The sequence below is a fragment of the Myxococcus sp. AB025B genome, from assembly GCF_006518215.1.
GTDB lineage: Bacteria > Myxococcota > Myxococcia > Myxococcales > Myxococcaceae > Myxococcus > Myxococcus fulvus.
On the sequence record NZ_SRLW01000057.1, the window covers coordinates 1 to 10,875 of the forward strand.

At 70.4% G+C, this 10,875-nt stretch carries 10 protein-coding genes; 6 read left to right on the forward strand and 4 right to left on the reverse strand.

The window, feature by feature from the left end:
- Positions 1-373: LysM domain-containing protein (locus FL311_RS46090; protein ID WP_194869174.1), on the reverse strand; the 373-nt coding region annotated here is incomplete at its 3' end.
- On the opposite strand from FL311_RS46090, the gene FL311_RS44045 reads away from it, so the two are divergent.
- Both FL311_RS44045 and FL311_RS12120 read left to right on the forward strand, forming a co-directional pair.
- On the forward strand, positions 368-958 hold the full coding sequence (locus FL311_RS44045) for a hypothetical protein (protein ID WP_194869175.1): 591 nt from the start codon (positions 368-370) through the stop codon (positions 956-958). The genes FL311_RS46090 and FL311_RS44045 overlap by 6 nt on opposite strands.
- Before the next feature lie 460 nt (positions 959-1,418).
- Positions 1,419-2,330 (forward strand): metallophosphoesterase, encoded by a 912-nt coding sequence (locus tag FL311_RS12120; RefSeq protein ID WP_141325192.1) that lies wholly within the window; start codon positions 1,419-1,421, stop codon positions 2,328-2,330.
- 6 nt (positions 2,331-2,336) lie between these two features.
- Here the strand turns inward: FL311_RS12120 and FL311_RS12125 are convergent, their stop codons facing one another.
- The gene (locus FL311_RS12125; protein WP_141325193.1) at positions 2,337-3,515 is read right to left on the reverse strand and encodes a dienelactone hydrolase family protein; all 1,179 of its coding nucleotides are present in this window, start codon (positions 3,513-3,515) and stop codon (positions 2,337-2,339) included.
- A 44-nt stretch (positions 3,516-3,559) separates the two neighbouring features.
- Positions 3,560-4,477, reverse strand: coding sequence for a phosphatase PAP2 family protein (locus FL311_RS12130; protein WP_141325194.1), 918 nt, complete (start codon positions 4,475-4,477; stop codon positions 3,560-3,562).
- Positions 4,478-4,549: 72 nt separating this feature from the next.
- On the opposite strand from FL311_RS12130, the gene trxA reads away from it, so the two are divergent.
- Positions 4,550-6,856: a thioredoxin gene (trxA, locus tag FL311_RS12135; protein ID WP_141325195.1), complete on the forward strand. Its 2,307-nt coding sequence runs from the start codon at positions 4,550-4,552 to the stop codon at positions 6,854-6,856.
- A gap of 3 nt (positions 6,857-6,859) precedes the next feature.
- Complete coding sequence (locus FL311_RS12140) at positions 6,860-8,428, forward strand: FHA domain-containing protein (protein ID WP_141325196.1); 1,569 nt, start codon at positions 6,860-6,862, stop codon at positions 8,426-8,428.
- 48 nt (positions 8,429-8,476) lie between these two features.
- Here the strand turns inward: FL311_RS12140 and FL311_RS12145 are convergent, their stop codons facing one another.
- Positions 8,477-8,953 (reverse strand): YncE family protein, encoded by a 477-nt coding sequence (locus FL311_RS12145; RefSeq protein WP_141325197.1) that lies wholly within the window; start codon positions 8,951-8,953, stop codon positions 8,477-8,479.
- Between FL311_RS12145 and FL311_RS12150 the strand changes: the two genes are divergently transcribed.
- Together FL311_RS12150 and FL311_RS12155 are read left to right on the forward strand one after the other, a co-directional pair.
- On the forward strand, positions 8,944-9,852 hold the full coding sequence (locus FL311_RS12150; RefSeq protein WP_141325198.1) for a substrate binding domain-containing protein: 909 nt from the start codon (positions 8,944-8,946) through the stop codon (positions 9,850-9,852). The genes FL311_RS12145 and FL311_RS12150 overlap by 10 nt on opposite strands.
- A gap of 32 nt (positions 9,853-9,884) precedes the next feature.
- Entirely contained in the window at positions 9,885-10,688 is an 804-nt protein-coding gene (locus FL311_RS12155) for a GNAT family N-acetyltransferase (protein ID WP_141325199.1), read from the forward strand.
- Positions 10,689-10,875: the final 187 nt, after the last annotated feature.

Sequence of the window (10,875 nt, forward strand, 5' to 3'; positions counted from 1 at the left end):
GGGTCGAGGGGGCCACGGTCCCGGGAGAGGACGGAGCGCCTGGGGACGAAGGGGCCGCGGTTCCTGGGGAGGAGGGAGCGCCCGGGGACGAGGGGGCCACGGTCCCGGGAGAGGACGGGGGCGCGGGGACGGTGAGCGTGCTGCCAGCGATGATGAGGTCGGGGTTCTCCAGGCCGTTGAGCTGGACGATCTGCCGCGCGATCTCCTCCACGGGCCCGGGGACGCCCTGCTGCATCAGGCTCCACGCGATGTCGCCCACGGTGTCGCCGGGCTGGACGTGCCAGCTCGTGGTGTCGGCGGTCTGCGGGGACGAGGGCACGAGGTCCTCGAGCACCTCGCCGACGCGAGCGCCCTGCTCGCGAAGGGCGTGCATGCGCAGCGCGTCCTCGAGCTTCTCCAACTGTCCGTCGCGGTGCGCGTCCGTGAGGGCCTCGCGCAGGGCGTGCTCGCGGAGCGCCGAGCTGACGTCGTCGAGACGCCCGTCGCGGCGCGCATCCGTGAGGGCCTCGCGCAGGGCGTGCTCGCGGAGCGCCGAGCTGACGTCGTCGAGACGACCATCGCGGCGCGCGTCCGTGAGGGCCTCGCGCAGGGCGTGCTCGCGGAGCGCCGAGCCGACGTCGTCGAGGCGACCATCGCGGCGCGCGTCCGTGAGGGCCTCGCGCAGGGCACGCTCGCGGAGCGCCGAGCCGACGTCGTCGAGACGACCATCGCGGCGCGCGTCCGTGAGGGCCTCGCACAGGGCACGCTCGCGGAGCGCCGCGCCGGCCTCATCGAGGCGTCCGTCGCGCCGTGCTTCCTGGAGGGACTTCTTCAGGGCGTGCTCGCGGAGCTTGGCGGCCGCATCCTCGAGCCGGCCCTCCAGGCGCGCATCGCACAACGGGGGCTGCCGGTGCTCGTCACGGACCTCCTTCCTCGGAGCAGGGCCCTGCGCATCGAAGGAATCCGGACGGGCTCGTGACGGTGCATTCCCGGGAGGGCCCGAAGCGGCAGGGCGGCGCGGCGCCGGCTCGGAGGACGGCTGACGCACGGAACGTGCGAGCTTGGACTGGAGGAGAGAGCGGAGGGTCATCGCGTGCTCGGTGAGAGGGTTTGAATGATTTGTCGATAAGATGCGAATAATTGTTTCGTGTCCGGATGCAGTTCCTCTTCGCCCCCCAAAGAAATACCCCGGACGGAAATCCCTCTAACTCCAGGGGGTTGGAGAAATCGTCGGGAACAATGAGCCACTAATCCGCCAGGCTGCGTCTCTCTTCGAGACCGCATGTATGAAGTAGATGATTGTGATTGAGATTGCGTCCGGCGCCCGTCCCTCCCGTCCTCCGCGTACGAGCCGAAGTGTGGGTTTTCTGTCAGCCCTCGGTCCCATGGGGCACGGATGACTCGACAGGGTGGGTGCGCGGGTGCAGCCTTCCGGGGTGATGCCGGAGCCCCTCCTGGTTGCCGCCCTGGGTGACGTCCACGGTCGCTTCCACCGCGTGGAGACGTGGTTGGACGCGCTGGAGCAGTCGCGTGGTCGGCCGGTGTCGATGGTGCTCGCGGTGGGGGACGTGGAGGCGTTCCGCCGCGCGGATGACCATCGCCGCAAGGCCGCCAAGCGGACCATGCCCGCCGAGTTCGCCGAGTACGCGGATGGAGTCCGCCGCGTGAAGCGCCCCCTCTACTTCATCGGCGGCAACAACGAGGACTTCGAGGCGCTGCACGACTTCCAGGACGGAGGCGAGCTGGCGCCGGGCGTCACCTACCTGGGCCGCGCCGGCGTGCGCGAGCTCGAGGGGCTGCGCGTGGGCTTCCTGTCCGGCATCCACGCGCCGCGCTTCATCGACCAGCCCTTGAAGCGCCCCGTCACGCAGGACCTGATGAAGCAGGCGGGCTACTTCCGCACCGCGGAGGTGGAGCGGGTGATGTCGCTCAGGGACGTGGACCTGATGCTCGTGCACGAGTGGCCCCGGGGCATCGTCCAGCGCGCGCGCGAGGAGAACCCCTCGCCGCCCCGGCCCTTGCCCTCGTACTGGATTGGCAATGGCGTGACGCGCCGCCTGGTGGACACGGTGCAGCCGAAGTGGCTCTTGTGTGGACACTCGCACAAGGCCTTCGCGGTGACGCTGGAGGGCGCGGGCCGCCCCGCGACGCGCATCGCCTGCCTGGACCAGGCCACGCGCCCCGAGGAGTCCGTCTTCTGGCTGGAATACGAGGGCCGAGAGGTCGTGCGCGTCGGCTGGGGTGTGTCCGGCGCCGTCGCCTGGGAACCAGGGCGCCGCTGGGATTTGTCCCGGCTGCCCGTCGTGGAGGGAGGGCACGACGGCGACGACGCTCCCGCGGGCGTGATGTAGCGCGGCTCAGGGCTGGCCGGGCTCCCAGTGCTCGAGCAGCGCGTCCGTGTCCGGTGGGAGCAGGGCGCTGGCGGACGGCGGCGGCGCGGTGGGCCGCACGAGCCTGCGTCGCACGTTGGCGTCCAGGAACCTGCGCGTCACGCCCGCCGTCGTGGCCCAGCCCCGGGCCACCGCCTTCGCCGTCTCCGCCGACACCACCCCCGGCGCCAGCGTGGCGGCGGCGCCCACGCTGGTGAAGCCCACGTGGCGCATGCCGGGGATTCGAACCATCCACCGATGCGCGCCGCGCAGTGACTCGAGCAGCTCGAAGTCGGGCACCACCACGGCGTCGTCCTCCTGGAACAGGTGCAGCAAGGGGACCTGGACCCGCTCCGGCTGGAAGTCCGGCAGGCCCTTCAACCACCCCTTGCCGCGCCGGGTCCCGATGCCCCCATCCAGGCTCACCAGCGCGCCCGCCTCGGGATGCGCGAGCGCGAACAGGAAGGCCGCGCGAGCACCCAGGCTGTGTCCGATGACGGCGACGCGCGAGGTGTCGATACGCGCATCCGCGCGGAGCACGCGCAGCGCGCGCTCCAGCTCCCGCGCCTGCCGTCTCGCGGTGGCGAGCACGTCGACGAGCGGCCCGGGCGGCTCTGCGCGAGTGGGCGAGGGCGTGGTGGCCACCACGTAGCCGTGGCTCGCCAGGTACTCGGCCAGCACGGCCTGATGGTGGGCGGAGTGGTGACGGCCCTGCGCCACCAGCACGAGCGGGAAGCGTCCCGGCGCGGGCGGTGCGTGGGGCGTGGCCGTCATGGGCGTGTCGAGCCACGCGGCGGTGCTCTCCTCGGGCACGCCCAGGTCGATGAGCTGCTGCTCGTAGAGGGTGACGGCCTGGGTGGCGCGCGCCTCGTCGCGAGGCGTCTCGGGTTCGGACTCGAAGCCCATGAGGCCCACGTAGTCGCGGTAGTGCAGGCGCGTCGCCGCGTCGCTCTCCCGCGTCGGGTACCAGACCGTGAGCTGGAGCGCCGAGGGGTCCTCCGGCGTGGCGGCAATGGCCTGCACGCGCATCCCGACGCTCCAATGCCCCGCCTCCACCGGGCCCCAGATGGGCGGCGCGGTGATGAAGGGCTGGGGCGGCACGAGCAGGTAGCTGGGCGCGAAGCGGCTCGCGGAGTTGCAGCCGGCGACGAGCACCAGCGCCAGCACGCCCGCGCGCCACGCCTGCCCGGGACGTCCGCGGATGGCGGGCCTCAGAACACGCCCGAGAAGCCAGCCATGCGCGCGCCGGCGACGGGCATCAGCCGGGCGGCGGTCGGGGAGCGACGCGCGGCGCTGGACTCCACGCCGCCAGTCCGGCCATGCAACAGCAGGGGCACCGCGACGCCGAAGGCCGCGCCCATCACGGCGCCCGTGGCCACGTCGGTGAGGTAGTGCTTGTCGGCGCCCATGCGCAGCAGTCCCACGGAGGTGGCGAGCGGCAGGCCCACGGCCCAGATCCACGCCTGGTTCTCGTAGCCGCGCAGCGCGGCCACCGTGCCCGCGGACACCACCAGCGAGAAGGCCAGGTTGGTGTGCCCGCTGTAGAAGGACAGGTTGTTGTCGCTGGGCTGGTCGGTGAGGCGCTTCTGGTCCTCGGGCAGCACGTGGACGAAGGGGCGCTCGCGGCCGACCAGGAACTTCACCGTCTGGTTCGCGAGCGTCGCCAGCATGGCGCTCTCCAGGATGATGGTCGCGTCCTGCGCGAAGAACCGGTTCGGGCTGTCCGAGCCTCGTCCCACCGCGTACTGCAGACCCATGACCCCGGCGGGCAGCAAGCCGAAGCCGATGATGTTGCTCCAGTGCCCCGCGCGGTGCCGCGACGCCTCCGTGTTCCCCGCGAGCCCCCGACCCCAGCGGTCCAGTTTGTTGAGTCGGTCCGTCCCGTCCGGCGCCCGGTCGCACCAGCGGCACGTCGCGGGCGCCAGGTCGCTCTTGAAGAGCGCCTCGCTCGAAATCCAGAGCACGGCGGCCGAGCCGGTGATGACGCCGTCGCGAGCCCAGTCGAACTCCAGCTCGTGCAGACGGGGAGCGTCCTCCGCGGGCTGGGCCAGGGCCGGAGTGAGTGGAAGGAGCGCGAGGATCGCAGTGAGTGCGAGAATGGGAAAGGACGGGCGCACGGCGCGCAGCATAGGGCGACGCTGGCGCGGCGCGAAGGGTTTGACTACAAGCGTCCGACTCCCATTCGCATCCGAGGCATCATCGTGAGTACGCACCCCGTCGACCTGACGGCCGAGACCTTCGAACAGATGACTGGCAAGCCAGGGTTGGTCCTGGTGGACTTCTGGGCGGAGTGGTGTGGCCCGTGCCGCAACTTCGCGCCGACCTATGCCGCCACCGCGGAGAAGCACCCGGACGTCGTGTTCGGCAAGGTGGACACCGAGGCGCAGCAGGACCTGTCGGGCCGGTTCCAGATCCAGTCCATCCCCACGCTGATGGCGTTCAAGGATGGCACGGTGGTGCACCGCTCCAGTGGGGCCATGTCGCCGGGCCGGCTGGACGCGCTGGTCAAGTCGCTCAAGACGCTGGACGTCGCCTACGCGAAGCAGGCCGAGGAGAACAAGAAGCTGACCGAGCAGGGCATCGTCCCGCCCGGCGTGCACCCCGAGGCGACGTGGGACGAGGGCGACAGCGAATGGGTGTACGGCGCCACGGACCCCAAGGGTCGCAAGCAGGGGCCCTACAAGTACTGGCGCGCGGACGGCACGCTCTGCAACGAGTGCAGCTTCGAGAACGACAAGCCCCACGGCCCCTTCAAGCGCTTCCACGAGAGCGGTGAGGTCTCCCAGGACGGCGACTTCGTGAAGGGGGAGCTTCACGGGCCGCGCACCTGGTACGCGTCCGAGAAGTTCACCACGGAGCGCATGCACGAGAACGGCGTCTCCACGCTCGTTCGCAAGACGGTGATGATGTACGAGCACGGCCGCGTCACCGGCGTGACGCACTACGACGGCCAGGACCGCCGCGTGGTGCCGTCCACCGGCGAGCCGTACCCCGACCGCCCCGCGGGAATCCCGCTGGAGGCGGAGCTGCGCGAGGACCTGAACCAGTGGTCGCACGTCGAGCTGAACTCCGACGGCGAGCGCCACGGGCTCGCGCGCTTCTGGGTCCAGGACGGGCAGCTCCTGTGGGAGGGCGAGTTCGTCGAGGGCCAGCGCCAGGGGGTCTACCGCTCGCTGGCGAAGGACGAGTACCTGGACCCGCGGGTGAGCTTCGACGAGGGGCAGTACGACCGGGACCTGGCCTGTGGGACGTGGAAGCTGCTGGACGCGGACCGGAAGGTGGTGTTGACGCGGGACCTGGGCGTCGCGCAGGAGGAGGATGAGCTGTCGGCGTCGCCGGTCTTCTCCAATCTGCCCCGGAGCGCGGAGGCCTGGCGTGAGTACGCGGCCACGTGTGTGGCGGCGCGCAAGCACCGTGAGGCGCTGCTGGCGCTGGCGCGCGCGATGGCGACCGACCAGCAGGTGGCGCCGTTCCTGGAGCTGATGGAGCGCGTGTCGCTGCCGAGGACGCCGCAGAACGCGAAGGGCACGGCGGCGGAGGTGCTGGAGAACGCGGCGGGCTCCTGCGCGGCGTTGGCGGAGACGATGGTGCGCGGCGGCGACGCGGGCATATTGCTGCGGGCCCACGCGGTGCGGCTGGACCAGATGGACCGGCCTCGCGCGGCGCTGGACTTCGTCAACGCGGCGCTGCTGTTCGCGCCCGAGCGCAAGGCGTTCCTGTTCACGCGGGGCCTCATCCTGCTGAACATGGGGATGGACGCGCACGCGCTGAAGGACGCCGAGGACCTGGCGAAGACGGAGCCGGGGACGGCCGCGTTCCTGGGGACGTACGCGCGAGGCTTGTACCCGGTGTTCGACTTCTGGCCGGCGAGGGAGACGCCGGTTTCGACGTACGAGGACCTGCCGGAGAAGCCGGCGCAGACGCTGGGGTCCATCGTGCGCGTGGTCCAGAAGTACGCCACGCGACTGCAGCTCATCCGCGCGGAGCTCCAGCGTCGTTTCAAGCCTGGCGCCGTGCTCGCGTGGATGCCGCCGGACGTGTCGGCGCTGCTGCCGGACGGGCCGGTGGAGCTGGTGGAGGAGGAGGTGGAGATCGGCGAGGACTCGGTCTCCATCGACGAGACGGTGTCCGTGGCGGGCCTGGGCCTGCCGGACGTCATCCAGCGGGCCCGTGGAGACTGGAACGCGCTCACGTGGCTGTTGTGGGCCTGTGGTGAGTCGAAGGTGGTGCTGCCGAAGAAGGTGGCGTCCCCGGCGAACTTCGGACAGGCGGCGGGCATGTCGAGCCAGCGGCACTGGCGCGTGAGGGACCGGAAGGTGACGGGCGGTCGTGGCGCGCAGGCGTCGGGCGCCGCGGGCTTCGAGTTCGCGGGCATGGACATCGATGCCCTTCACCCGAACCTCCTGGGCATGGTGGAGCTGCACTACTCGGAGATGCAGGCGATGTTCTATTGGCTGACGGACAGCCACAACGTTTCACCCTGGCAGGACAACCTGAGGGGGAGCTGAGCCATGAACCGCACGCCTCGACAGGTCGAGATCGCCGACCCGCTGTGGAAGGCGCTGGAGACGATGAGCCGCGAGATGGGCGTGGACCGTGATGTCCTCGTCAATCAGGCGGTCTTCTCGCTCGCGCGGCAGTTCGGGTTCATCCAGCCCACGCAGGTGAGCCTCACCGAGACGGGCAGCGCGCCGGCCGTGGTGGCCGCGCCTGTGCCAGCGGTCGTCGCGCAGGCGCCCGTGGCGACGCCCGCGGTCAGCGCCCCCGTCTCAGTGCCCGCGGCGCCCGCGGTGACGGCTGCTCCAGCTGCAGCGGAGCCGGTGGCCACACCTCCCGCGACGGTGCCTCCGATGAAGGCACCTGCCTCCGCGAAGGTCGCGGACGTGGCCAATGAGTCCGCTGAAGTAGAGGCTCCGAAGGGCGCCGAGTCCGAAGTGGTCGCCGAGCGTGTTCGCGAAGTAGTGCGCGCCGTGGACCAGACGGTGGCAGTGCAGCCGCCTCCGGCCGTCGCGCTCGCGGACACCGACGAAGAAGAGTCCAAGACCGGGGAGCACGAAGGAACTCCCGGGTCTGACGACGCGGAGGGTGCCGAGGCGAAGGCCGCCGGAAGCGCCAAGGACTCCGACGACGAGGAAGCGGAGGGTTCCGAGGACTCCGAGGACGAGCCCGCCACGGAGAAGGAGCCCACGGTCGACGAGGCCGAACTGCGCGAAGCTGTCGCCGCGCGCGTCCGAGACATCGTGGGTGACGTCGACCGTCTGGTCGAGCCCGTCGACGCGAAGCCCGAAGAGGACGCGGACGATGACGAGGACTCGGACGATGACGAGGACTCGGACGACGATTCCGACGAGGACTCGGACGATGACGAGGACTCTGACGACGATTCCGATGAGGACTCGGATGCGAAGGACTCTGACGACGATTCCGATGAGGACTCGGATGACGATTCCGACGAGGACTCGGACGAGAAGGACTCTGACGACGATTCCGATGAGGACTCGGATGGCGACGCGGACGAGAAGGAGTCCGGCGACGACGATTCGGACGCGGACGACGATTCGAATGACTCGGACGAGGACGCGAAGCCGGCGGTAGGCAAGGCAACCCCAGCCAGTGCGGTCGCGGGCAAGGCCGCGGTGGGCAAGCCCTCCGGGGGCAAGTCAGCGGCAGCTTCCGCCGAGCCAGCGTTCTTGGACGAAGACTCTTCCGACCTGGTGACGGAGGCGAAGCCAGAGCCGAAGGCGCCAGCGGGCAAGCCGGACAAGACCATCATCGTGCAGGCTCCGCCGGAGCTGAAGGTGCACGTGAAGCTCGACGATGGCGAGCCGGTGCTCATCGCACGCGAGCGGTTCATCATCGGCCGTGGCCCCAGCGCGGACCTGATGGTGAAGTCGGCCCGAGTATCGCGCGAGCACGCGGTGGTGTTGCGCGACGGCGATGAGGTCTTCATCGAGGACCTCAAGTCCTCGAACGGCACCTGGTTCGACAACACGCGCATCGCGCGCCGTCAGGTCTCCGATGGCGAGGAGTACCTGCTGGGCGGCATCCGCATCACCTTCTCGCTGACCACCGAGTCGTAACGCGGACCGTCTCCGCCTCCACGGACGTCACGTCCGTGGAGGCGGGTGTCAGCGGGGAAGGGGCAGCGAGGCGACCCAGAAGACCTGGGGCAATGCGGCCTCCGGACCTCGAAGGATGCGGTCACGGAGTCTCGCTTCGGTGACCCAGACCGTTCCCTCGTCGGACACGGTGAGATTCACCGGGGACTCCATCCCCGATGCGAGCACCTCCAGGACCTTCGCGCCCCGGGACTTGCCCAGGACGTCGATACGGACGAGCCGCCCGTCGCCGCTCCGTGTCGCGCCCTCGACGAGCAGCAGGCGTCCGTCTGGCGCGAAGCGCATGCCGTCCGGATTCTCCAGGCGGCGCGGCAGCGAGACTTCACGGACGCTCGGACCCTGTCCCCTGGTTCCAGGACGAATCACGAAGAGACGACCTGGGCCGAAGGTGTTGATGACGAGCGTGCTTCCATCGGGCGCGAGCGCGATTCCCGCTGGCCCCACCGCGCTCATCCCGGGGCCGCGAGCGCTGAAGCGTGGATCCATCACCCACGTCTCCCACGCCTCGCTGCCGGGCCGCTCGGTTGGAGGCCGCGCTCGGCGCCGCGTTGTTGAGACGCACGACGCGCCGGGTCTCCCTCACGGAGGCGGGCGCCTTGTATCTGGAGCGATGTACGGATGTCCTCCAGCGCCTCGAAGAGGCGGATGCCCTGGTGTCCGGCTTCGGAGGAGCGCCGAGAGGGCGTCTGCGCGTGGCCGTGCCCAATCTCTTCGGGCAGCGCCAGATCGCGCCGCTCGTTCCGGACTTCATGCGCCGCTATCCGCGCATCACGTTGGAGCTCTCCTTCCAGGACCGCTACGTCAACCTCGTCGAGGAGGAGTTCGATGTGGCCATTCGGATTGGCGCGCTGCCGGACTCGAGCCTCGTGGCTCGGCGCCTGGCGACGATTCGTCGATTCCTGGTGGCGGCTCCGCGCTACCCGAGGGGCCGCGAGGCGCTGGCCCAGCCCGGTGACCTCGCGTCGCATCCGTGTCTCCAGTTCTCCCATTTCCAGGACGGAGAGACGTGGAGCCTGGTGCGTGGCGTCGAGCGGACCACCGTGCGCATCCATCCCGTCTTGCGCACGGACAACGCGGAGGCGCTGCGGCTGGCCGCGCTCGGCGGTTGTGGTGTCTCGGCGCTCGCCACGTTCCTGGTGGATGAGGACCTGCGGACGGGCCGGCTCATCCGGGTGCTGGAGGACTGGGCCCTGCCGGAGGTGGGCCTGTTCGCCGTGCATCCTCCCAGCAGACTGGTGGCGCCCAAGGCGCGTGTGTTCGTCGACTTCCTCGCGGAGCGACTGGCGGGTGAACCCTGGGAGCGCTCGGGAGCAAAGAGGCCCCGTCGGGCGCGGAAGCAAGGGGTTGCCGGCGGGGTGTCGCTGCGGCAGCGTGGCGTGGAATGAATCGCGAGCCTCAGACCTCGGAGCCGATTGCCATGGACCTCGTTCCCGCGTCCGAGGGGTCCTTCCTGTCGCTGTCCACGCTGTTCGCGCGCGCCTTCGAGGGCTACTTCGTCCCGGTGCCCGATGCGCCGCAAGCCTTCGATGCGCGCGTGCGAAGCGAGCACATCTCGTTGACGGAGAGCCGGGTCGCTCGCGTGGGGGGTGAGGCGGTGGGGCTCGTGCTGATGGCGCGACGGGGCAACGTCAGCCGGGTCGCGGGCATGGGCATCGTTCCCAGCCGAAGAGGGCAGGGCCTGGGCGGCGGGATGCTGCGTCCCTTGCTGGACTCCGCACGAGCGCGCGGAGATGCGCGGATGGTGCTCGAGGTCATCGAGCAGAACGCGCCCGCGGTGAAGCTCTACGAGCGCCTGGGCTTCCGACGCATGCGGCGACTGGTGGGCTTCACGGGGACGCCGACGCCAGAGCCCGGAGCGCTGGAGGAAGTGGACCCGCGCGAGTGTGCGAAGCTCCTGCCGGCGGGCCTGCCATGGCAGCTCGACGCGGCGACGCTGATGGGCTTGTCGTCCCCGGCGAAGGCCTTCCGACTCGGTCCCGCCTTCGTGGTGGTGGCGGATGTCGCCGCGCCCACGCTCGGCCTGCGCTCGCTGGTGGTGGAGCCCGCGGCCCGAGGAAAGGGCGCCGGGCGGAGGCTGCTGCGGGCCCTGGCCGCCGCGCACCCCGGGAAGTCCCTGGCGGTGAGCGCCATCGTCCCCGAGGGCCTGTGCGATCGCTTCTTCCTGGGCGAGGGCTTCACCTACCCAGCACTCTCGCAGCTCGAGCTGGCGCACACCTTCTGAGGCGTCCTGCTCCAGGGCGGAAGGGACGCCCGGAAGCTCCAGGGCTTCTGGGTAAGCCGGTCATGGAGGTCCGGTTCGCGGGCCAACCGTGGGAAACAGGTGGGCAGGCAGGCGGGCTCACGAACACACTGGGCGCGGAGTGAGGAATCGAGCATGAAAGCGACCCGTCCGGTCGTTCTAGACTCCA

What these genes read in the sequence shown, in the direction of transcription:
- FL311_RS12140 (WP_141325196.1), top strand. Translation starts at nt 6,860, where the DNA reads ATGAACCGCACGCCTCGACAGGTCGAGATCGCCGACCCGCTGTGGAAG.
- FL311_RS12130 (WP_141325194.1), bottom strand. Translation starts at nt 4,477, where the DNA reads ATGCTGCGCGCCGTGCGCCCGTCCTTTCCCATTCTCGCACTCACTGCG.
- FL311_RS12120 (WP_141325192.1), top strand. Translation starts at nt 1,419, where the DNA reads ATGCCGGAGCCCCTCCTGGTTGCCGCCCTGGGTGACGTCCACGGTCGC.
- FL311_RS12155 (WP_141325199.1), top strand. Translation starts at nt 9,885, where the DNA reads ATGGACCTCGTTCCCGCGTCCGAGGGGTCCTTCCTGTCGCTGTCCACG.
- FL311_RS12145 (WP_141325197.1), bottom strand. Translation starts at nt 8,953, where the DNA reads ATGGATCCACGCTTCAGCGCTCGCGGCCCCGGGATGAGCGCGGTGGGG.